Source organism: Pseudomonas sp. SWRI18 (genome assembly GCF_014268345.1).
GTDB lineage: Bacteria > Pseudomonadota > Gammaproteobacteria > Pseudomonadales > Pseudomonadaceae > Aquipseudomonas > Aquipseudomonas cedrina.
Genome location: NZ_JACCQQ010000015.1, coordinates 1 through 20,079, shown reverse-complemented (window position 1 = coordinate 20,079; position 20,079 = coordinate 1). Strand labels below are relative to the sequence as shown.

Here is a 20,079-nt window from a genome sequence, read left to right as displayed (position 1 = left end):
GATCAAAAGCGAAAGCACAGCGGCCTGACAGCCGGCTTGAGTGGTGGAGATCAAAAGCATTTTTTTGTGTACCGCAAATTGCTTTTCTGTGGGAGCTGGCTTGCCTGCGATGCGGACGCCCAGGTGAATCAGGCATATCCAGTTGATGCCTTCGCAGGCAAGCCAGCTCCCACATTTGACCGAGTTCGACAGTAAGATACCGGTCGGCTCTAAGGCCGCCGCGCTCTGCTTTTGCTTTTGCTTTTGATCTTCGGCGCCCCGTAAAACCACGCTGGCCGAACGCAGGCTTGAATCCGTGGGTAACCCGGCAGGACGCCGGGTTAGCCGCACTGGGCCAGGGATGGCGCATTGCGGCGGCCCACGGATTCAAGCCTTCGTTCGGGCATGCCGAGCCTAGGCGAGGCTCCGAGTGGTGGGGCGAGGACCTTTTGGTTACTTTTGGGTCCTTCCAAAAGTGACCCGCTGTAAGAGCGGAACCATAAGTGGCCGTCACCGAAGAAACGGATATGTACCCAATCACCGCGGCGCCCCCTGTGAAACCGGCACCGCCCTGATCACCGCCCTAGGCCCCTGCTGCTGCACCCCAGGAATCGCCTTCTCCACCGAAGGCAACTGCGGCGCCTGCACGTCCGGCATCGCCCAACTGCGCTCCGGCTGCAACCCACCCTGGGCCCGGCGCATGAACTCATAGCGGTTCAACGTAATGCTGCGCCCCGCCCCACTGTCGCGAATAATGTAGGGCCGCAAAAACACCATCAGGTTGGTCTTGCTCACACTGCGCTTCTCATTGCGAAACAGCGCGCCCAACCCCGGGATATCCGCCAACCACGGCACCGCGTCATTGCTCTGGCTGTACCCGTCCTGCAGCAGCCCGCCGAGCACCATGATCTGCCCGTCATCCAACAGAATGCTGGTATCGATCGCACGCTTGTTGGTCACCGTGCCCGCCGTCACCGAGGCACGCTCATCGACGGTGCTGACCTCCTGGTAGATATCCAGCTTCACCGTGCCGCCCTCGGAGATCTGCGGCCGTACATTCAGCTTGAGCCCCACCTCTTCACGCTGCACGGTCTGGAACGGGTTGTTGCTGGTACCCCCGCCTCCGGTCACATAACTGCCGGTGACAAACGGAATGGTCTGCCCCACGAAAATGCTCGCCGCCTCGTTGTCCAGGGTCAGCAGGTTCGGCGTGGACAGCACGTTGGTGCCGCCCTTGCTCTTCAACGCACGGGCCAACACCTTGAGGTCGAGCACCTTGCCGATACCGGGAATATCCACCGTGCCATTGACCAACCCGATGTTCAGGCCCTTGGGCAGTACATCAATGCTGGTCGGGCTGGCGGGCGTGCCGACCACGCCGCTGCCGCCGAGATTCACGCCGCCGAACGCGCCCTTGCCCGCCAGATTGCCGGCCTGCCATTGCACGCCGAACTCGGTGGCATCGTCTTCGCTGACTTCCACGATCAGGCTTTCGATCACCACCTGGGCGCGGCGCTGGTCGAGCATGTCGATGACTTCGCGCAGGTTGCGGTACAGCGGGTCCGGCGCGGAGATCAGCAAGGTGTTGGTGGTGGCGTCGGCCTGGATGGTCACGCCGCCGGCGCTGAAGGCGGTGTCCTGGTCATTGGCGGTTTTGCCAATACCGGTGGCGCCGGTCGAACCGGCGTTTTGCCCATAGCCCGGCTGCACGCCGCTGCCGGTCGGTGTCCCCGTGCTGTTCTGGGTGTTGCTCGCGCCCTGGCTGTTTTTGTCATTGCCACCCATGGCGCTGAGCTTGCCACGGGCATCGTCACTCACCCCCGAATCACTCTCGCCCGTGAGCAGCCCGCGCAGCGACTGGGCCAGTTTGCCGGCCTGGGCGTTGCGCAGGTACACCACGTGCATATTGCTGGGGTTGCTCTGGGCGTTGTCGAGTTTGTAGATCAGGTTGCGCGCCAGCTCCGTGCGCTCCGGGCTGCCGGAGCGGATGATGACGGAGTTGGAACGCGGGTCGCCGATCACGTTGATCTTCTGGGTCTGGTCGGCGCCCTGGGTTTCCAGCAGTTCGGAGACCATGGCGGCGATGTCCACGGCGATGCCGTTCTGCACCGTCACCACGTCGGTGTCGATGGCGCTGGGGGTATCGATGCCATTGATGATCTGCGCCACCCGCGCGAGGTTTTCCGCATAGTCGGTGATGACAATGCTGTTGTTGCCGGGGTAGGCATTGATCGGGTTGTTCGGCGATACGATGGGGCGCAGTACCGGGATCAGGTTCACCGCGTTTTCGTATTGCAGGCGAAAGGTGCGGGTCTGCATGCCGCTGTTGCCGGCGCTGTAGATCGGCCCGCCGAGCAACTTGGCATCGGCCTCGGGCACCACCTGGGCCACACCGCCCACATCCACCACGCTGAAGCCCTGCATGCGCAGCGCCGCCAGCAGCATGTCGTAGGCCTGGTGCGCCGGCACCTGCCCTTCGCTGACCAGGGTGAGGTTGCCTTTCACGCGCGGGTCCACCAAAAATTGCAGCCCGGTGGCGCGGGACAGCGCGCGCACCACCGCCTGGATATCCGCATCGACAAAATTGAGCTGTACCGGCTGGTCACCCAGCGGGTTGCGCGCCTTGACGGCCGCCGGGGCATGGCCGCGCGCGGTGTCGGTGATGCGGTGCTGTACGGGAGGTCTGGGCGGACGTTCACCTTGGCGGTCCAGCACCGTCTCAGCGCTGCGACGAGTCTCCGCCAGGGGTTGGCCAAGCTCACTGTCCACCAGCAATGGCGTGGTTGACGGGTTGCTGCACGCACTCAGGGCCAGCACCAGCAGCGGCGCGAGCATGCGAAACGGGGGGACTGACCACTTCATGAAGCTTCCTTAGCGCCAAGCGCCTGATCCATGCGAACGATCCCGGACACAGTGCCGGCCGAGTTATCGACGGCATCCATCGCACGCTGCAAACGCGCTTCGGACACCTCCAGGGAAAACGAACGGGGATTGCCCAGCAGCCAGCCCACCACCGCATCGGCCGGGGCGTTGTCGAACGTCAGCCGCCAGCCGCCGGGTTCCAGCGCCTGCAATTGGTAATGCCCTTTGAGGCCGGCGTTATCCAGGGCCTGGCGCAGCGCGGTTTCGTCGCCCGGCCTTGGCGCGGATACGTCCTGCAACAGCATCTGCAGGGCTGCGGCCTGGGCGCGCAACTTGGGGGTTTCAGCCTGCCAGTAGTCGATCTTCTTCAACGCCGGTTGCACCAGCACCAGCCAGGTCAGCAGGCCCGCCAGAATCAGACCGGCGCCGCTGAGCAGGCGTTTTTCGCGCAGGGCCAGGCCGCTCCAGAACACCTGGGCCTGGCTGCGCAGTCGCTGGGCTTTATTCATCGTCGGCACCCGGTTTTTCCGCAGCCTGCGCCGGCCCAATGACCCAGGCCTGCTCATCGCGGTTGGCGGTGAAACCGGCCTGGGCCAACGCCGCCTGCCATTCACCCTCGGCTTTCGGGCTGCGACTGTCGGCGACCAATTCAACCCGCAAGCGCCCCTGTTCAAAGCTCAGGTTGGCGACGCTGCCGACCATGAACGGCAGGTTGCTGCCCGCCAGTTGCAACAGGCTGGCAAAGCGTTGACCGGGGTCGCCGGCGGCGCCGCTCTGGCGTGCGGCCAATTGCTGGCGGGCCTGCTGCAAAGGGTTGAGCACCACCGGCAATTCGGGAAACGCCTGGCGCACCTGCTGGCTCATCAACGCCTTGAGCCGTTGGCCCTCGTCCACTTGGCGTGCGGCATAGAGGTTGAGGCCCACAACCCAAATGGCCGTGGCCAGCGCCACACAGGCCAGTGCCCGGCCCCATCCGCCGGTCGAGGGTTGGCTGAGGTGGCCGTGCAACCCCCACGCGGGCAACGGCCCACTCCAGCGCTGTGCCGCGTCTACCAGCTGCGCGTCCAGCGTCTGCGCGCCCAAGGGGTGCACCGCGCCTTGTTGCGGGCTCTCGCGTGTCAGCAGATAGCCGTCGTCCAACGCAGCAGCGCCCAGCGGCAAGGCAAAGGGCGCCGGGTACAGGCCGCGCAGTTTGAGTGGCATCCGGGCCAGCCGCTCCAACCCGGCCTTGGGCACCCAGGCCACCTGCACGCGTCCATCGCTTTCACGCGGGCCGTGGGCCACGTGCATGTGTTCCACCGGGCCGAGGATCAACGCTTGGGCGGCACAGGCCACAGCGGCAGCGGTTTTCGCGGCCGGTAACGGCGGCAGCTCCAGGCTGGTGAGCAGGCTGTCACGCGGGTGCAGAAAACATTCCACGGCCTGGCGGGGCTTACCCAACTGCGCCAGGCTTGCATAACCCTCTTCAATGACCACGCCACGGTCCAACCAGGCAAATTTGACCTGGCTCTCGGCGCTCAGTTGATCCAGCGGCGGTAAGCCAATGCGCAGGCGTTTCATACGCCCACCCGCGACCAGATCACGCGCGGTTCGCGGTCTTCGGGACGATGCAACAATGCATCGATCGTCACCCGCCTTTGCTCACGCCGCGCCTGGCCCTGCAGGCGGAACCACTCGCTGGTGATGCCCACTTGCACCGCATCCACCGCTACCTGGGGCAAGCGCAGGCGGTTGACGAAATCCCCCCGGTTGATAAACCACTGCCCGCTGTCACGCTCGGCCACCAGCCCGTGGGCCTGGGCCAGGCTGAGCTGCGGCACCACCGCACTGAGCACTTCGGCGCTGGCGGTATTGCCATTGACCCAGGTAGGGCCGGGCAACACGCTGATGTACGCCTGCATGCGCTGCAGCACAACGGGGTCCAGGCCTTCGATCCCGCTCAAGTCATCCAGGCTGCGCAGCATCGGGTATTTGGCGGACGGCTCATAAGAAGCGATCACCCGCTGGCTGATCCGCCGGCTCACCGCCGGGTCGACGCCGATCAGCCGGCACAGGCGCTCAAAGCTCTGCAATTGCTCGGCGTCCACCTGCTGGCGATTGACCAGGTTGCGCAGGTTGAACTTGCCCTGCTCGTCCTCGATCCGCCCCGCAAACGCACCGACTTGAGCGTGCGCCCAGGGCTGATCGAGGCGGGTCAGCACGTCCTTGCGGCGTGCGTCCCAGAGCATCTGACGGCTGTGTTCAAGGCCACCTTGCAACAGCCATTGCCCCTGGATGCGCGACTGCTCGGCCTCCAGGCTGCGGGTGAATACGCTCTGGCGCGTGAGCATGGCGCCGGCCAACACCGCCACCACCGCCGCGATCAGCAAGGCGCTGATAATCGCCATGCCGCGCTGCTTCGCCGCTGGGGGCGAATACCCTTTCATGGCGGGCCTTAGAGCTGCCAGGAGCCGATATCGGCATTCACGCCATCGCCATCCGGCTGGCCGTCGGCGCCGAGAGAGAACACGTCCACTTCACCGTTGGCGCCCGGGTTGAGGTAGTGATAAGGGTGGCCCCACGGATCGTTGGGCAGGCGGTCGAGGTAGGCGCGCCAGTTGGTGTTCTTCGCATCCGCCGGGCGCTCCACCAACACCTTCAAACCCTGGTTCATGTTCGGGTAACTGCCGTGGTCCAGGCGGTAGAGTTTCAACGCCTGCATCAACCCGCCGATGTCCTGCTTGGCCGCGGTGGCGCGCGCCTGGTCCGGCCGATCAAGGACCTTGGGCACCACCATCGCGGCGAGGATCCCGAGGATGACCACCACCACCATGATCTCGATCAAAGTGAAGCCACGTTGCCCGCGAGGGCCTGGCAGCGGTGACGTTAGGCGTGCGATATCCATCTCGACATTCCTTGGCTTGAGTGCAATGGGGGCGCAGTGTTGCAAGAACACATGTCAGTCGTATTGAAAATGCTCGGGAGTTTCGGTCGCCAATCGGTCAACTGCCGGCGCTAGTCTGCGGGCCTGTTTCCCGGCTTTGAGAGCGCCATGTACGGCCGTCGCAAGGAGCAAGGTTTTACCCTGATCGAGGTGCTGGTGGCGCTGGCGATCATTGCCGTGGCCATGGCCGCCGCCGTGCGCGTGGCCGGGCTGATGGCCCAGAGCAACGGCCTGCTGCGCGACAAATCCATCGCGCTGCTGGCGGCGCAGAGTCGCCTGGCGGAGCTGCGCCTGGAGGGCCACCTGCGCAGCGGCAAGAAAACCTTCGAGTGCGATCAAGGCCGCCTGAAACTGCGCTGCGAACAGACCATCAACGCCGATGGCCGCCTGTTTCAGGTCAACCTGCAGGTGCTTGACGCCAGCCGCGAAGCACCGCCCCTGGCGCGCCTGGACACCCAGGTCATGGCCGAGTGAGCAACGGTAACGCCGGCCCCTGCGGCAACTTTTCGAGGTTGACGCGCAGCTTCTCGCCACCGCGTTCTATCTCTACCCCATCGCCTTCGATGGCGGTCAGCCGCACGCCGGGGCTGAGGCGCTCGCCCAGCAGGAAACTGCGCGGCGGCCCATCGTTAAGGCTGAGGATCGCCACCGCGCCACGCGCGCCCGCCAGCACGCCGGTCACTTTGACCTGCAGCGCCGTCGGCGCGTTGGAAAACCATTGCAGCGCCGGGTTATCGCTGCGCGCCGCCAATGCCTGGGGCGTGGCGCTGGGCGTGTGGGACTCGGCGCTGGTGAGCAGCAGTGGCATCCACACCGCCGCGCCCGCCAAGGCCGCCAGCACACCCAGCGCCTGCACGCCATGGGCCAGGGTGAAACGAGGGGCGAATGTCATGGGCAGGACCTCCTGTTTGTCCGTCGCACCAGCCTACAGGTCAATTCGCACGCTTTTATTTCACACACTCCCCAGTTTCCAGGAAACGCACGATGAAACAGCAAGGCTTCACCCTGATCGAGCTGATGGTGGTGCTGGTGATCATCGGCATCGCCAGCGCCGCCATCAGCCTCACCATCAAGCCCGACCCGCTGCACCTGCTGCGCAAGGACGCCGAGCGCCTGAGCCAACTGCTGCAAGTCGCCCAGGCCGAAGCCCACGCCGACGGCCGCCCCATTACCTGGCGCGCCGACGCCAAGGGCTTCCGCTTCAACCGCCGCAGTGATGATGGAACGAGCGTGGAAGCCTTCCAGGGCGACAGCCAACTGCGCCCGCGCCTATGGGAAAGCACACCGATGCAGGTCACTGTCGAACCCCGGCAAACCCTGGTGCTCAACGCCGAATGGATCAACCCGCCGCTGCGGGTGGTGCTGTCCGACGGGCAACACAGCCTCAGCCTGCAACGCGACGCCGCCGGCCTGATGCGCGTGGAAGCCCTGCCATGAACCGGACCCAGCAAGGCTTCACCCTGATCGAAGTGATGGTGGCGATCATGCTGATGGCGCTGGTCAGCCTGATCGCCTGGCGCGGCCTCGACAGCGTGACCCGCGCCGACCAGCACCTGCAGGCCAGTACCGAGCAGACCGAGGTATTGCTGCGCGCGCTGAACCAGATGCAGCGCGATATCAGCTTGCGGGCCAGCGTCGAACTGACGGCCCCGGATGCACCGAGCGACGAGGGATTGGCGGCGGTCACGGTGCGCAGTTCCGACAGCAAGGGCTTTCGCCTGGACGTGATCCGCAGCGCCCCGGTTACCGGGGACGGGCTGCAACGGGTGCGCTGGTGGCTCAAGGGCGATTCGCTGTATCGGGCAGCCGCGCCGGCACGCGACCGGTTTCCGCTGCCGGCGGCGAAAGACGCAGTGGTGGTGCTGACGGGCGTCAGCGACTTGCAGGTGCGCGTATGGGAGACGGACAAGGGCTGGCGGCAGTTGAGCGGGAACCGGCGTGACGATCCAGCGGGGCTGGAGATCAAGCTGGTACGACAGACGCCACAGGGGGTGGAAAAGTATCGGCAGGTGGTGGGGCCGTTAAAGTGAGTCAGCTCAACAACACCACCCCACCCGGCAACTCCGTACATTTGGCGCCATACGCATCGCGAATCAACAACGCCACGCCCGCCAGTTGCTGCAAGCTGAACCGCGCCTGCACACGGCGCTGGCCAAGTTGTTTATTCAACAACACCAGCATCCCCGGCCGATAGCGGTTGATCTCATCCACCACCGTCGCCAGCGTGGCGTTGTTGAACACCAGCACCTGTTCACGCCAGGCCACCACGGCCTGGGTGTCCACCGTGGTCACTTCACTGACTCCGGTAGCGCCATAGGTCAGTTGCCGTCCACCGTCCAGGCGCACACTGCGACCGGCAATGTCCACCGACAGCGAACCCTCGATGCAGGTCACGCAGACATTTTGATCGGTGTTGCGCACATTGAAGCGCGCCTGGGCCGCGCTTACCCAGCCTTCGCCAGCCTGGACCTTGAGCGGTTGTGCAACGTGGGCGACGACCTCGACTTCACCTTCGAACAATTCGATGCCCTGCCCTACCCGACTGATGCGGGTCTGGGTATTGAGTTCCAGGCTTACGCCCTCGCTCAACAACACTTGGCGCTGCTCGCCGACCTCGGTGCGGTAGTCGGCCGTGAGCCCGGCAAAGCCGCCCGGCACGCCGACGCGCACCATCACCACGGCCGCCGAAGCGGCAATCGCACCGCCCAGGAAGGCACGCCGGCCGAAGCTGCGCGGTTGCGACACTTGATCGAGGGCCGGCGCCAACTGCTGCCACAACGTCCTGGCCTGCTCGAACGCCTGGGCATGCTCCGGGCTTCGGGCGCACCAGGCTTTCAGGGCCTTGGCATCGGCCACGGTGGCCCGGCCCGACGTCAGCAGGACCAGCCAGTCACGGGCTTCATCGTGCAGGGGGCTGGCGTTAGATGGCCGGGCGGTGGAGAGGTTAAAAATATTCAAGCGCGCACGTACTCACGGATTTATCAGGGACTCGACACTAAGACGGTTTTCCGGCCCCGGGACCGAACCGCTGAATCACTTTTCTTTCCAGGCGCTTGGCACAATGGCCCAGGGCGGCCTTGATTTCCTTCTCGACCATGCGCGTTGAAATGCCGAAGCGCTGGGAGATTTCCAGGTGTGGCGCTTCTTCCAGGCGGGCGGCGATGAGGATCTTGCGGCGGCGCGCCGGCAGTTCGTAGAGGGCCTTGACCAGGGACTGGATTTCTTTCTGGCCGCCCACTACCCGCGAGGGGTCCTGGGCTTCGTCGGCGCTTTGCAGCAGCTCTTGCACTTCGCTGCCGGTGAGCAGGCGCGCGTCGGCCTGGCGGCGGTCGGCGGCGATGTTCAAGGCCATGCGATACAGATAGGCGTTGGGCTGTTGCAGGTTCGCCGGCACGTCCATGCGATCGACCCGCAGGTAGGTTTCGTGCAGCACGTCGTTGGCCAGGTCTTCCGAGCCCAGGCGCTTGCGCAAACGCACCTTGAAGTCTTCGTAGGAGGCCAGGAACAAGCTGACCATCGGACTGTGCCCGGTATTTTTCATCCGCCCCAGGCTCCTTTTGCTGCTGTGCATTCCATGCGTGTTCCCGTTGTGTCAGGCATCAGAAGTAAAGTCACCGGTTGACGCAGTGAGCTCGGCGCCGGGCGTTCCACCCGTGCCGTTGCCAGGCTGCGTACCAGTGCTTCATCGCGTTGTTCATCGCCGGTGGAACTGACCAGCCGACTGTGTTCAATCACCCCGTCCGGGTTCACCCAAACCTGCACCAGCGCCCGGAAACTGCCGGGGCGGGTCAAGGGCGAACGGCACAGGCTGGTCTCGATCGCTTGCTGCAACGCCGTCGCGTAGCTGTTGTTGATCCGCGCGGCGCTGCGAGCCGCCGCGCCCTTGGTGGGCGGCGGCTGGCTGAGCTGCGGCGCCTGCAAGGTGAACGCATCGCTGCGTGCATAACGTGCCATCAGGCCACTCCCTGTCAGCAACATCGCCAGTGCTTCTTGCGCCGTAAAACGCCCGCGCACCCCAATGGAGCGCCGGCCGCGCGTCAATTCGCGGTCCACCAGCACCGCCATCCCGGTGGCGCGGCTGTAGGCTTGCAGGGCGTGTTCCAGGTCTTGCGCCGGCAAATCCAAGGTCAACAACGGCGACTCTGCCTGCGCCGCACGGCCGCCAGCCAGCAGCAACAGCAAGACCAGGGCGCATGCGGCGCGCCTCCACACTCCCCATTCACCCCCTGCTCTGCATCGCTGCACGGCCGACGCGCCCTAGAAAACCGTCATCCTGAGGCCAGTTTATGAACCTGATGTTACGGTGATAGCAAAAAAAACATCACGGTGACGAGAGGCCCGCTGCGCTAGACTTTCAAGCCTTACCGGGCCACTCCTACGGGCCCGCCAGGAGGCCCGATGAAGCTATTAACGACCTTTGCCAGCGTGATGCTGTGCGCCGCCCTGCCCCTGTTTGCCCACGCCGACAGCTGCGCCGAAGTCACGGTGGACGGGTATAAGGCACCCAACTATGGTTGCCTGAGCCAGCAGATGGGCAATGACACAAATGCGACCAAGGCCGCCAGCAAAAACCGCGAAGCGCAAAACATCCCCATCGAAAAAAGGCCGCCGAACGCGGTGGGTTTATCCACCCCGGCGGCGACCAGCGTGCGCATGGGCAACACGTTCGGTACGTCGGTGAAGCCGCAGCGGCCCTGACTACAACAACGACAGCGGATAACTGATGATCAACCGGTTCTCATCAAACTCGTTAGTGCTGAAGTCCCGACGCAAGGTCGAGTTGCGCCAGCGCACATTGAGAAGCTTGGCCGGGCCGCTCTGTACCACATACGCCAGCTCCGATTCGCGGCCCCATTCCTCGCCATCGGTGACGGTGCCGACATGCGCATTGCTGCCGCGGATATAGCGCGTCATCAAGGTCAGGCCCGGCAGGCCTTGGGCGGCGAAATCGTAGTCATAGCGCAGTTGCCAGGAGCGCTCCCTGGCCGCGTCATAGCTGGAGTTGTAGCTGTCGTTGGCCAGGCTGGTGCCGGCGGTGCCATTGACGCGCATCCAGCCGTTGTCGCCGGACATGCGTTGCAGGCCGACGTAGACCGTATGGGCGCCGGTCCTGGCCGAGAGCATGGCCGACAAGGCGCGGTTCTCCAGGGCGCCGGCCAGGGCCTTGCCGTTCTCCTCACCGGAGAAAAACCCGAGGTTGGCGCCCAGCACCCAGCCGCCCACCGGTTGGCTGTGGGTCAGGTTGAAATAGCGCTGCTGGTAGATGTCGGCGAGTTCCGAATACCAGGCGCCGACCTGGGTTTTCTTGTCATTGAACAGGTACTCGGCGCCGCCGAAGCTGAAGCGGTCGGAGGTGGCATCCGGGCGGCCGCCCATGAACATGTCCTCCATGCTTGCATCGTTGCGCGGGCTGTTGGCCCGGAATTGACCACCGTACAGGGTCACGCCGCTGATTTCCTTGGAGGTCAACTGCGCGCCGCGAAAGGTCTGGGTCAGCGAACGGCCGTCATCCGAACGCAACACCGGCAAGGCCGGCGCCCACTCCCCGGCCTTCAGTTCGGTGTTCGCAAGCTTGGCCTTGAGCGCCACCCCCAACCGACCGAAATCGTCCGCCGGGCGCCCGTCACCGTGCACCGGCAGCAGTTGGGTATTGGCGGTGCCCCTGCCGCCATCAAGCTTCACTGAATACAGCCCCAAGACGTCCACGCCAAAGCCGACCACGCCTGCCGTATAGCCGGAGCGCGCATCGAGGATAAAGCTCTGGGTCCACTCTTCGGCCTTGGCCTGGGGGTTGTTGCCATCCACGAAGTTGCGGTTCAGGTAAAAGTTGCGCAGGTTCAGCGAGGCTTTGCTGTCTTCCAGGAAGCCGTCGGCATAGCTGCTGCTGGCGCTGAACGCCAGGCAGGTGAGAACCACAGGGTTGGCGCGCAAAAGGATCTTCATTTTTATTATTCCTTTCTGGGAGGCAAACGCCTCCCGTCGCAGATAACGGGTATCCGCTGGCTTTAGGGTTGAGGTGAGGTGTTGCGGGTCAGTTGCCGGTCAGCGCGATGATCGCAGGCACCGTGAGGACCGCCGTGTAGTAGCCCATGAATTGCACGCCGATGTTGAACCCCAGGAAGCGCGCGAGGAACCCGCCGAGCAAGCCCACGGTGACAATCACCAGCAACCCGAGCAGGCCGCCTTCCCAGATGCCGATCACCAGCACCAGGCCGATGAACGTCGTGATCACCGCTTCATGGCTGATCTTGCGCACCACATAGGCCGCCGCGCCGTGGGCAAAGTTCATGGTGAACGGGTACGCCACCAGGATTGCGACGATCACCGCGAGCATGCCGTAGCCGAGGAACTCCCAGGTGTTGAGCAGGTTATGCAGGTTGTTGATCTCACCGGTGGCGTTGTCGACGAAAAAGCGCGGCGGTGCGTTGAACAACGGTGCGGCCGGGCCGGCCGCGACCGGGCTAAGCGGTAGTCCGAAGGCGATCAGCGGGATCAGGGTTTCGGCGATGTAGGTCGACTCGGTCACGCCATTACGCGCGGTGATCACCGTGGTCAGGCGGTCATAGGCGTGCTTGATCCGTGAACCGATGATTTCGCCCATGATCACCGTCATCGCCACCGGGCTGAACACGAAGGTGGCGCTGGTCACGCTGGCGGCCATGGCTGTCACGCGTACCTGGCGCGGGTTGATGACCTTGAACGGGTTCGGAAAATAGCCGCTCCAGCCCTTCACGTCCGGCGCCAGGGAAAACACCCGGTATTGATCGCGGCGCATGCGCTGGCGCTCGCTGGGCGCCAGCAGGGAAAACAGCGAGGCAATCAATGGCGCCACGGCAATGCCGAGGAAGTAGCTCACCGACAGCTTGACCCCGTACTGCCCGGTCAACGCCTGCAATGCCACGATCACCACCACGAACGGCACCAGGGCCAATACTGCGGCCCAACGCCCGGCAGAGAAGTAGGCGATGGTGAACGCAGCGCACAGGAACACCCAGGGTGCGAACTGCTTGATCACCCCACCGAACGGCGCCAGCAACACCGCGAACAGCACCGACAGCGGTACGGCAATAAGCGCCGCCACCGCGCCACCGGAAATCATTTTGCGCAAGGCGATATGCGGCACGCCGAGTTTGCGCAGGTAGTTCGCATCGGCGAGCAAGGCCGTGGCCGAGGTGTCACCGGGAATCCCGAGCAACGCGGTGGGCACGGCATGGGTCATGTGCTTGGCGACCGCCCCTGCCAGGAAGAACGTCAGCACCCCGGCCGGTGGCGCGCCCAGCAGCACCACCAGCATGGTCAGGGGTGCGAGGGTGGTGGTTTCGTCGGTGCCGGAGACCAGGCCGATGGCGGCAAACACCACTGCGCCGAGCAGGCCGAGCGCAAAGGCCATCATGATTTCATGCAGTAGGATTTCCATCACCCACGCCCTCCGCTGAGGCTGGGCGTGAGTACGGGCGCCGACGTAGTGGGTAGGTTTTCTTCGCGGGACTGGGCTTCGCGGAACAAGTCATACAGCTGCAGCTCGCGCAGCTCGGCGATCACCTCGGCGGACACATCCTCCAGGCGTCCCAGGCTGCCGTATTCCTTGAGCAGGTCGGTCACCACTTGCTCGCGGAAACTCTGGTCGGCCACGTTTTCCTGCACGTCACGCTTGGGTGCAAACAGCTTGGCACTGATCGCGCCACCGGCCAGGCAGCCGAGGATGCCGATCAGCATGGCGTAGGCACGCGCCATCTGCGCCGATTCCACCAGGTAGTGCAACAGGTGTTGCGCGGCAAAGTAAGCGCCAAGACTGACCACCGCGCCAATCCCGATGGACAGCGCAAGGTGACGCGCATCGATGGTGTCGCCCCAGACTTCATACAAATGTTGCTGGTCCGACGGTAAAAGCGGTTTTTGCCTGAGGTCTTGCTGCATGGTGCCCTCCGGCCCTTTCGGGCTTGTTGTTTTTATAAGGGGGGTGAAGCCTTCACGTCGTTCGAACGGTGGCGCGACCGACCGTGGTCGCCTGGCCCTGTTGATTGACAACCTGCAACGCCAGCGTGATGCAGTCGCCTTCCACCGCGAGGATTTCACCCTTGGCGGTGAGCACATCACCGATATAGGCCGCACGGCGGTTGCTGTACTCGAACGCCAGCAGTTCGTCGGTGCCCTGCATCCAGTCGTAAAGCAACTGCGTCAACCAGTCGCCCTGCAACGGGCCGTCCACCAACAGCGCAGGGTGGCCCTCGTTCTGCTGGGCGTAGGCAAGGTCGTAGTGGATGCGGTGAGCGTTCCAGATCGCCGCGTTGTACAAGAACAATTGCACCGTGTCCGGGGTGTACTGGCGTTCGGGCAAGGCCTGGCCGATTTCGATAATGGGCATGGTTATCTCGCTATCCGGGTCAGGTGTTCGATCACCAGCGGCTCGCCCGCCTCGTTCTCGAAACGGTTTTCGAACACCAGGAAAATCAACGGGCCATCGCTGCCCTGTTTTTCGTGGATATCCACCAGCGTCTGGCGGCAGACCAGCACATCACCGGGATAAATCCGTCGGTGCACCTGGTAGCGGCTGCCCCCGGCCAGAATGCGCTTGAGCGGCAGTTCCGGCAGCAGCGGGCTGTCCGGGAAGTGGCCGTCTTCGCGCAGTTGCTCCAGGGGCAATACCGGCATCAGCACGCTGAACAGAAACATCAACGGTGCTTCATCACCCGCCAGGAACCGTGCCTGGCGCTGGCCGGTGGCGACCGCGTATTTGCGGATGTCCTGGCGGCTGACTTCAAAGCGCACCGGCGGCAACGCCAGGCCGATGCAGCCCATGATCGCTTCGGTGAGCAGGCTCAAATCACACCTCGCTCGACCAATTGGTCGTACTGGGCCTGGTCCAGGCCCAGCCATTCACGGTAGACCTGTTGGTTGTGCTGACCGACGCCGGGGGCACTGGCGCCCTTCTCACGGGTGCCGCCGGAAAGCTTGACCGGGTTGCCGAACACTTCGAAATGCGCGCCCTGGCATTCGACGCTGATCACCATGTCCCGCTCGCGCACATGGGGATCGGCCACCACTTCGTCCATGCTTTTGATCGGCGACAGCGGGAATCGGTCGCCGGTCAGCGCCTCCAGCTCGGCCTTGGTGTAGGCCGCACACCAGCCTTCGACGATGGGCTTGACCCGGCGCAGGTAAGTGGCGTGCTCAAAACGCTTGGCCATGGTGTCGATTTCCGGGTCGATGGAGAGGGCCGCATCGCCGAAGGCATGGCAGGCCTCGCGCCAGAACTTGTCGGTGTAGGCGCCAAAGAACACGAAGCCGTCCTTGCACGCATAGCGGCCGTAGGGTTTGACGAAGGGATGGCCGTTGCCGGTAGGCCCGACCACTTCGCCGGTTTCGGTGTAGGTGACCAGGGCGTTTTCGGTCAGGGAGATGATCGAGTCCTGCTGGGACACATCCACCAGTTGCCCCTGCCCGCTGCGCTCGGCTTCGCGCAAGGCGCCGAGGGTGCCAATCGCCGCGTACAGCGCCGCGGACAAATCCCCCAGCACCGTGCCGACGCGCATCGGTTCCTCGACAGTGCCATTCATCGACCACAAGCCGCCGGCGGCCTGGGCACTGCTGTCGAATGCCGGGCGTGAAGAGTTGGGCCCGTGCTGGCCGAAGCCGCTGATGGCGGTGAAGACCAGCGCCGGGTTGACCGCCTTGAGTACCGCATAGCCCAGGCCCAGCTTGTCCATGGTACCGGGGCGGAAATTTTCGATGACGATATCGGCCTTGCGCACCATTTCCAGGAAGGTCGCCTTGCCGTCCGGGTGCTTGAGGTCCAGGCAAACCGCGGTTTTGTTACGGTTGAACTGGGCGAAAAAACCACTGACCGGGGCGCTGGCGCTGCGGCTCATGGGCGGGAATTCGCGGGTCAGGTCGGGATCGGTGGGGTGTTCGATCTTGATCACCTGGGCGCCCATGTCTGCCAGCAGCATGGCGCAATAAGGCCCGGCCACGACGCGGGTCAGGTCGAGGATGGTGACGCCCTGGAGCGGGCCGAAGCCGGCCAGGGTGGTTGCAAGAGGGTTCATGGGTGCTCCGTTTATTGTTATTGGATGCGGGCGCGCAGTGCCTGGGCGACCCGCGATGCGCCGCTGCGTTGCAGCTGGCTATCAATAAAGACGCCTGCCTCGATCAATTTTGCAAGGTCGACGCCGGTGGCGATGCCTTGCCCTTCAAACAGGTACACCAGCTCTTCGGTCGCCACGTTGCCCGTGGCGCCCGGCGAATAGGGGCAACCGCCCAAACCCGAGACGGAACTGTCGAACACCCGCACACCGGCCTGCCAGGCGGCCTGCACATTGGCCACCGCCATGCCGTAGGTGTCATGGAAATGCCCGGCCAGGGCACCGAGCGGCACCGCGTCGGAACAGGCCTGGATCAACCGCGTGGTCGCGCCCGGCGTGCCGCTGCCGATAGTGTCACCCAGGCTGACTTCATAGCAGCCCATGGCATACAGGGCTTGGGTGACCGCAACCACTTGCTCGACGGGCACGACACCGGTAAACGGACAGCCGAGCACACAGGATACGTAGCCGCGCACGGCAACGCCCGCCTCCAGGGCCCTGGCCAGCACCGGTTCGAAGCGCTCCAGGCTCTGGGCGATCGAGCAATTGATATTCTTCTGCGAGAACGCCTCGGAGGCCGCCGCAAACACCGCCACCTCGCGGCAACCGGCGGCCAGGGCCATGTCCAGGCCTTGCAAGTTCGGCACCAGCGCGGTGTAGCTCACGCCGGGGCGCCGGCCGAGGCCGCGCAGCACCGCATCCGAACCCGCCATCTGCGGCACCCAGCGCGGCGACACGAATGCGCCCGCCTCGATGCTGCGCAAACCGGCGTCGGCCAGGCGCTCCACCAAGGCTATGCGGGTATGTACCGGCAGGCACCGGGCTTCGTTCTGCAAGCCATCCCGCGCGCCCACTTCCACCAGCCTGACGCGGTCCATGTTCACTGACCGCGCTTATCAAGCAGCAACGCACGGGCACTGTCGGCGCGCACGTCGTGAGTGGCCACCATGCGTTCGACCAGCCACTGCACTTCGTCTCCCCGAGCGCCGGCCGACAGCGCCACATTGCGCGCATGCAACGCCATATGCCCGCGCTGGATGCCTTCGGTGGCCAGGGCACGCAAGGCGCCAAGGTTTTGCGCCAGGCCCACGGCAACAGCGATTTCGCCCAGCTCCTGGGCGGTTTTCACGCCCAGAATGCGCAACGACAGTTGCGCCAGCGGATGGGTCTTGGTGGCGCCGCCGACCAGGCCCAGGGGCATGGGCATTTCCAGGGTGCCCACCAAGTGGCCCTGGCGGTCTTTTTCCCAGGTGGTCAGCGAACCGTAATGGCCGCTGCGGCAGGCATAGGCATGTGCGCCCGCTTCGACGGCGCGCCAATCATTGCCGGTGGCGACCACCAACGGGTCGATGCCATTCATGATGCCCTTGTTGTGAGTGGCGGCGCGGTACGGGTCGATGGCGGCAAAGGCATAGGCGTCGATCACGCCCTCGATGACCTCTTCGCCGCTGTACTCGGCGGTGGCCAGGTGTTCAGGGGCAATGCGCAGTTGTGCGCGGCACAGGCGCAGGTCGGCGAGGTTGGACAGGATGCGCAGGCGCACCCTGCCGCCGGTGAGGCGCTCCATCAGCGGCGCCACGGCCTCGGCCATGGTGTTGACCGTGTTGGCGCCCATGGCATCGCGCACATCGACGATCAGGTGCGCCACCAGCATCGGCCCGCGCGGGCTGTCGGCAAAGGTATGCACTTCGACGTCCCGGCAACCGCCGCCCAGGGTGTTGAGCAACTGGTCCTTGCTGTTGGCCAGGGCGATGATTTCGTCTTTATTGCGCAACAGGCTCAAACGCGCGTTGAACGGGTCGCTGATGCCGATGATCTGCACCTGCGCGCGCATCAGCGGTGCGCTGCTGGAAGTCTGGAACCCACCGGCCGGGCGCGTCAGCTTGGCCATGAACGACGCGGCGGCGACCACCGAAGGTTCTTCCACCACCAGCGGGATCACCACATCGCGACCGTTGATGCGAAAGTTGCTGGCGACGGCATACGGCAGTTCGAATTTGCCGATGACGTTCTCGATCATGCCGTCGGCGATTTCCAGCGGCAGCGCACCGGCATCGCGCAGCAGCGCCAGGTCTTCGTCGCTCAAGCCGAGCAAGGGCTGCAGGTGCTCAAGGCGCTGGCTGGGAGTGAGGCTGCGGAAGTTCGGCAAGCGGGAATCGATAGACATTCGGGGCTCCTCAAGGAGTCATTTGTTATTGGATGCCTTCAAATTGCCCCATCTGTAGCCCTTAAAGAAGGTACAGTTTTGCCGGACAGTTCAGCCACTGTACCCATAACAAGAGCTTCAGAAGGAATTGCAGATGTCGCGCCCGACCCTCGCGCACCAGGTGGCCAGCGCCATCGCCCAGCAGATTACCGATGGCGCGCTTAAGGCCGGCGAAAAGCTGCCGTCGCTGCGCGAATACATGCGCCTGCATGGGCATTCAAAGAACACGGTGATCACCGCCTACGAGCACTTGGCCGCCGACGGTCTGATCGAGGCGCGCCACGGCCAGGGCTTTTTCGTGATCAAGCGCGTGGCGCATACCAGCGAAGAGGAAGACAGTCAGCCCTACAACCGAGCCCTGGACACCATCTGGATGATGCGCCAGCAGTTCGTGCGCGACCCGGGCCATTCGCACCTGGGCGAAGGCTTTCCCCCCGTGGAATGGCTGATGGACATGCGTCTGGACAAGTTCCACCGCCAGGTCGTGCGTGCCGGCGTGACCACGTTGTTTCGCTACGGCACGCGCCTGGGCAACGCAGGCCTGCGCGCACGCCTTGTGCAGAAGCTGGCGGACTACGCGCTGCCCGTTTCGCCCCGGCAACTGGTGACCACCCTGGGCGCCAACCACGCCATGGACCTGATCATCCGGCGGTACCTCAACCCCGGCGATCCGGTGCTGGTGGAAGACCCGGGCTACTACCCGCTGTTCGGCAAGCTGCAATTGCAAGGCGCACGCATGTTCGGCGTGCCCCGCGAGCCCGATGGGCCGAACCTGCAGGCGCTGGAACAGTTGATCAAGGCCCATCGCCCGCGCCTGTTCTTTTTGCAGTCCATCGGCCATAACCCCACCGGCTCGGACCTGTCGCCGGCCAAGGCGCACCAACTGCTGCGCATTGCCGAGACCTACGACCTGCTGCTGGTGGAGAACGACGCAATGGCCGACTTCAAGCCCAGCTCCGCGATCAAGCTGTCGGCCCTCGACCAGCTCAACCGCACGCTGTACGTGGGCAGTTTTTCCAAATCGGTATCGGCAGCGTTGCGCGTGGGGTTTATCGCCGGCAGCAAACAACGCGTGGAGGAATTGGCGGATATCAAGATGATCCTGCACAACAGCGGCGCCGAATACAGCGAGCGCACCATTGACGTGATCCTGGGCGAAGGGCAATTCCTGCGACACCTGTCGCGCCTGCAAGACCGCCTGCGCCACGCCACCGCGCGTGGCCTCGACTTGCTCGACGAACTTGGCGCCGAGGTGTTTTGCCGCCCCGAACAGAGCCTGTACCTGTGGGCGCGCTTCCCGCATATCGAAGACGCCAATGCCCTCACCCGACACTGCCTGACCCAAGGCGTGATGCTGGCGCCGGGCTCGATCTTCTCGACCCAACCCAAAAGCACTTCGCCCTGGACCCGCCTGAACGTGGCCTACCTGGATGACCCGGTGTTTTGCCGGGTCATTCGCGAGCTGCGATAGCCCGAAGTTGGCACATCTAACTAACACAGCCGATCCCTGTGGGAGCTCTCGAGCTTTAGCGAGGCAGCGATAGCGGTGTGTCAGGCGATGAAAATGCCAGCAATGCCGCCGCCTTCGCAGCCTCGCCGGGGCTCGACAGCTCCCACAGTTGAGCTGCGGAGCGGCTCGAATTGGGCCAGTCGCTAGACCGCAAATCCAACCCACACAGCCGAGCCCCTGTGGGAGCTCTCGAGCTTTAGCGAGGCAGCGATAGCGGAGTGTCAGGCGAAAAAAATGCCAGCAATTCCGCCGCCTTCGCAGCCTCGCCGGGGCTCGACAGCTCCCACAGTTGAGTTGCGGTGCTGCTGATATTGCGCCCGCCGCCAAACCGCAAATCCAGCGTACACAGCCGATCCCCTGTGGGAGCTGTCGAGCTTTAGCGAGGCTGCGAAAGCGGTGGGTCAGGCGAAAAAAATGCCAGCAATTCCGCCGCCTTCGCAGCCTCGCCGGGGCTCGACAGCTCCCACAGTTGAGCTGCGGAGCGGCTCGAATTGGGCCAGTCGCTAGACCGCAAATC

22 protein-coding genes are annotated in these 20,079 nt (G+C 64.3%); 5 read left to right on the top strand and 17 right to left on the bottom strand.

Annotation, left to right across the window (positions count from 1 at the left end; all coding sequences use genetic code 11):
• Nucleotides 1–516 precede the first annotated feature (516 nt).
• From gspD to gspG, 5 genes are read right to left on the bottom strand one after another with little or no spacing between them, the layout of a single operon-like run.
• Nucleotides 517–2,841: a type II secretion system secretin GspD gene (gene gspD, locus H0Z09_RS17150; RefSeq protein ID WP_186691669.1), complete on the bottom strand. Its 2,325-nt coding sequence runs from the start codon at nucleotides 2,839–2,841 to the stop codon at nucleotides 517–519.
• Nucleotides 2,838–3,350 (bottom strand): type II secretion system protein GspM, encoded by a 513-nt coding sequence (gene gspM / locus H0Z09_RS17145; RefSeq protein ID WP_186691659.1) that lies wholly within the window; start codon nucleotides 3,348–3,350, stop codon nucleotides 2,838–2,840. Before gspM ends, gspD begins: the two co-directional genes overlap by 4 nt.
• The gene (gene gspL / locus H0Z09_RS17140) at nucleotides 3,343–4,401 is read right to left on the bottom strand and encodes a type II secretion system protein GspL (RefSeq protein ID WP_186691657.1); all 1,059 of its coding nucleotides are present in this window, start codon (nucleotides 4,399–4,401) and stop codon (nucleotides 3,343–3,345) included. Before gspL ends, gspM begins: the two co-directional genes overlap by 8 nt.
• Nucleotides 4,398–5,267 (bottom strand): type II secretion system minor pseudopilin GspK, encoded by an 870-nt coding sequence (gene gspK, locus H0Z09_RS17135; protein WP_186691655.1) that lies wholly within the window; start codon nucleotides 5,265–5,267, stop codon nucleotides 4,398–4,400. The genes gspL and gspK overlap by 4 nt, the downstream gene beginning before the upstream one ends.
• Nucleotides 5,268–5,275: 8 nt before the next feature.
• Nucleotides 5,276–5,725, bottom strand: a complete 450-nt coding sequence (gspG, locus tag H0Z09_RS17130) for a type II secretion system major pseudopilin GspG (protein WP_076954293.1) — start codon at nucleotides 5,723–5,725, stop codon at nucleotides 5,276–5,278.
• A 147-nt stretch (nucleotides 5,726–5,872) separates the two neighbouring features.
• Between gspG and gspI the strand changes: the two genes are divergently transcribed.
• A complete protein-coding gene (gene gspI, locus H0Z09_RS17125) occupies nucleotides 5,873–6,238 on the top strand; it encodes a type II secretion system minor pseudopilin GspI (RefSeq protein ID WP_049708806.1) in 366 nt (121 codons plus the stop codon).
• Here the strand turns inward: gspI and H0Z09_RS17120 are convergent.
• Nucleotides 6,225–6,656 (bottom strand): type II secretion system protein N, encoded by a 432-nt coding sequence (locus H0Z09_RS17120; protein ID WP_076954295.1) that lies wholly within the window; start codon nucleotides 6,654–6,656, stop codon nucleotides 6,225–6,227. The genes gspI and H0Z09_RS17120 overlap by 14 nt on opposite strands.
• Nucleotides 6,657–6,748: 92 nt before the next feature.
• On the opposite strand from H0Z09_RS17120, the gene gspH reads away from it, so the two are divergent.
• Both gspH and H0Z09_RS17110 read left to right on the top strand, forming a co-directional pair.
• Nucleotides 6,749–7,201 (top strand): type II secretion system minor pseudopilin GspH, encoded by a 453-nt coding sequence (gspH, locus tag H0Z09_RS17115; protein WP_186691653.1) that lies wholly within the window; start codon nucleotides 6,749–6,751, stop codon nucleotides 7,199–7,201.
• Complete coding sequence (locus H0Z09_RS17110; RefSeq protein WP_186691644.1) at nucleotides 7,198–7,794, top strand: type II secretion system protein GspJ; 597 nt, start codon at nucleotides 7,198–7,200, stop codon at nucleotides 7,792–7,794. The genes gspH and H0Z09_RS17110 overlap by 4 nt, the downstream gene beginning before the upstream one ends.
• Nucleotide 7,795: 1 nt before the next feature.
• On the opposite strand, the gene H0Z09_RS17105 is transcribed toward H0Z09_RS17110, so the two are convergent.
• Genes H0Z09_RS17105 through H0Z09_RS17095 form a run of 3 tightly spaced genes read right to left on the bottom strand, consistent with a single transcriptional unit; the run spans nucleotide 7,796 to nucleotide 9,946 of the window.
• Complete coding sequence (locus tag H0Z09_RS17105; RefSeq protein ID WP_186691642.1) at nucleotides 7,796–8,722, bottom strand: DUF4880 domain-containing protein; 927 nt, start codon at nucleotides 8,720–8,722, stop codon at nucleotides 7,796–7,798.
• A gap of 37 nt (nucleotides 8,723–8,759) precedes the next feature.
• On the bottom strand, nucleotides 8,760–9,305 hold the full coding sequence (locus H0Z09_RS17100) for a sigma-70 family RNA polymerase sigma factor (RefSeq protein WP_076954299.1): 546 nt from the start codon (nucleotides 9,303–9,305) through the stop codon (nucleotides 8,760–8,762).
• A complete protein-coding gene (locus tag H0Z09_RS17095) occupies nucleotides 9,302–9,946 on the bottom strand; it encodes a TonB family protein (protein ID WP_076954300.1) in 645 nt (214 codons plus the stop codon). The genes H0Z09_RS17100 and H0Z09_RS17095 overlap by 4 nt, the downstream gene beginning before the upstream one ends.
• A 216-nt stretch (nucleotides 9,947–10,162) precedes the next feature.
• On the opposite strand from H0Z09_RS17095, the gene H0Z09_RS17090 reads away from it, so the two are divergent.
• Entirely contained in the window at nucleotides 10,163–10,462 is a 300-nt protein-coding gene (locus H0Z09_RS17090; protein ID WP_076954301.1) for a hypothetical protein, read from the top strand.
• Here the strand turns inward: H0Z09_RS17090 and H0Z09_RS17085 are convergent, their stop codons facing one another.
• The 8 genes from H0Z09_RS17085 to H0Z09_RS17050 all read right to left on the bottom strand — a co-directional run bounded on the left by H0Z09_RS17085 (nucleotide 10,463) and on the right by H0Z09_RS17050 (nucleotide 18,013).
• Complete coding sequence (locus H0Z09_RS17085) at nucleotides 10,463–11,707, bottom strand: OprD family porin (RefSeq protein WP_186691640.1); 1,245 nt, start codon at nucleotides 11,705–11,707, stop codon at nucleotides 10,463–10,465.
• A gap of 88 nt (nucleotides 11,708–11,795) precedes the next feature.
• Nucleotides 11,796–13,181 carry a tripartite tricarboxylate transporter permease gene (locus tag H0Z09_RS17080; RefSeq protein WP_186691638.1) on the bottom strand — a complete coding sequence of 462 codons (1,386 nt, stop codon included), beginning with the start codon at nucleotides 13,179–13,181 and terminating at the stop codon, nucleotides 11,796–11,798.
• On the bottom strand, nucleotides 13,181–13,681 hold the full coding sequence (locus H0Z09_RS17075; RefSeq protein ID WP_186691628.1) for a hypothetical protein: 501 nt from the start codon (nucleotides 13,679–13,681) through the stop codon (nucleotides 13,181–13,183). The genes H0Z09_RS17080 and H0Z09_RS17075 overlap by 1 nt, the downstream gene beginning before the upstream one ends.
• A gap of 52 nt (nucleotides 13,682–13,733) precedes the next feature.
• Nucleotides 13,734–14,129, bottom strand: a complete 396-nt coding sequence (locus tag H0Z09_RS17070) for a hypothetical protein (RefSeq protein ID WP_186691626.1) — start codon at nucleotides 14,127–14,129, stop codon at nucleotides 13,734–13,736.
• 2 nt (nucleotides 14,130–14,131) lie between these two features.
• On the bottom strand, nucleotides 14,132–14,587 hold the full coding sequence (locus H0Z09_RS17065) for a MaoC family dehydratase N-terminal domain-containing protein (RefSeq protein WP_186691624.1): 456 nt from the start codon (nucleotides 14,585–14,587) through the stop codon (nucleotides 14,132–14,134).
• A complete protein-coding gene (locus tag H0Z09_RS17060) occupies nucleotides 14,584–15,810 on the bottom strand; it encodes a CoA transferase (protein ID WP_186691622.1) in 1,227 nt (408 codons plus the stop codon). The genes H0Z09_RS17065 and H0Z09_RS17060 overlap by 4 nt, the downstream gene beginning before the upstream one ends.
• Nucleotides 15,811–15,827: 17 nt before the next feature.
• Entirely contained in the window at nucleotides 15,828–16,730 is a 903-nt protein-coding gene (locus H0Z09_RS17055) for a hydroxymethylglutaryl-CoA lyase (protein WP_346656796.1), read from the bottom strand.
• Nucleotides 16,727–18,013, bottom strand: a complete 1,287-nt coding sequence (locus tag H0Z09_RS17050) for a hydroxymethylglutaryl-CoA reductase, degradative (protein WP_186691618.1) — start codon at nucleotides 18,011–18,013, stop codon at nucleotides 16,727–16,729. Before H0Z09_RS17050 ends, H0Z09_RS17055 begins: the two co-directional genes overlap by 4 nt.
• A 133-nt stretch (nucleotides 18,014–18,146) precedes the next feature.
• Between H0Z09_RS17050 and H0Z09_RS17045 the strand changes: the two genes are divergently transcribed.
• Nucleotides 18,147–19,523, top strand: coding sequence for a PLP-dependent aminotransferase family protein (locus H0Z09_RS17045; RefSeq protein WP_186691616.1), 1,377 nt, complete (start codon nucleotides 18,147–18,149; stop codon nucleotides 19,521–19,523).
• Nucleotides 19,524–20,079 lie beyond the last annotated feature (556 nt).

What these genes read in the sequence shown, in the direction of transcription:
- gspD (WP_186691669.1), bottom strand. Translation starts at nt 2,841, where the DNA reads ATGAAGTGGTCAGTCCCCCCGTTTCGCATGCTCGCGCCGCTGCTGGTG.
- gspM (WP_186691659.1), bottom strand. Translation starts at nt 3,350, where the DNA reads ATGAATAAAGCCCAGCGACTGCGCAGCCAGGCCCAGGTGTTCTGGAGC.
- gspL (WP_186691657.1), bottom strand. Translation starts at nt 4,401, where the DNA reads ATGAAACGCCTGCGCATTGGCTTACCGCCGCTGGATCAACTGAGCGCC.
- gspK (WP_186691655.1), bottom strand. Translation starts at nt 5,267, where the DNA reads ATGAAAGGGTATTCGCCCCCAGCGGCGAAGCAGCGCGGCATGGCGATT.
- gspG (WP_076954293.1), bottom strand. Translation starts at nt 5,725, where the DNA reads ATGGATATCGCACGCCTAACGTCACCGCTGCCAGGCCCTCGCGGGCAA.
- gspI (WP_049708806.1), top strand. Translation starts at nt 5,873, where the DNA reads ATGTACGGCCGTCGCAAGGAGCAAGGTTTTACCCTGATCGAGGTGCTG.
- H0Z09_RS17120 (WP_076954295.1), bottom strand. Translation starts at nt 6,656, where the DNA reads ATGACATTCGCCCCTCGTTTCACCCTGGCCCATGGCGTGCAGGCGCTG.
- gspH (WP_186691653.1), top strand. Translation starts at nt 6,749, where the DNA reads ATGAAACAGCAAGGCTTCACCCTGATCGAGCTGATGGTGGTGCTGGTG.
- H0Z09_RS17110 (WP_186691644.1), top strand. Translation starts at nt 7,198, where the DNA reads ATGAACCGGACCCAGCAAGGCTTCACCCTGATCGAAGTGATGGTGGCG.
- H0Z09_RS17100 (WP_076954299.1), bottom strand. Translation starts at nt 9,305, where the DNA reads ATGAAAAATACCGGGCACAGTCCGATGGTCAGCTTGTTCCTGGCCTCC.
- H0Z09_RS17090 (WP_076954301.1), top strand. Translation starts at nt 10,163, where the DNA reads ATGAAGCTATTAACGACCTTTGCCAGCGTGATGCTGTGCGCCGCCCTG.
- H0Z09_RS17085 (WP_186691640.1), bottom strand. Translation starts at nt 11,707, where the DNA reads ATGAAGATCCTTTTGCGCGCCAACCCTGTGGTTCTCACCTGCCTGGCG.
- H0Z09_RS17080 (WP_186691638.1), bottom strand. Translation starts at nt 13,181, where the DNA reads ATGGAAATCCTACTGCATGAAATCATGATGGCCTTTGCGCTCGGCCTG.
- H0Z09_RS17075 (WP_186691628.1), bottom strand. Translation starts at nt 13,681, where the DNA reads ATGCAGCAAGACCTCAGGCAAAAACCGCTTTTACCGTCGGACCAGCAA.
- H0Z09_RS17070 (WP_186691626.1), bottom strand. Translation starts at nt 14,129, where the DNA reads ATGCCCATTATCGAAATCGGCCAGGCCTTGCCCGAACGCCAGTACACC.
- H0Z09_RS17060 (WP_186691622.1), bottom strand. Translation starts at nt 15,810, where the DNA reads ATGAACCCTCTTGCAACCACCCTGGCCGGCTTCGGCCCGCTCCAGGGC.
- H0Z09_RS17050 (WP_186691618.1), bottom strand. Translation starts at nt 18,013, where the DNA reads ATGTCTATCGATTCCCGCTTGCCGAACTTCCGCAGCCTCACTCCCAGC.
- H0Z09_RS17045 (WP_186691616.1), top strand. Translation starts at nt 18,147, where the DNA reads ATGTCGCGCCCGACCCTCGCGCACCAGGTGGCCAGCGCCATCGCCCAG.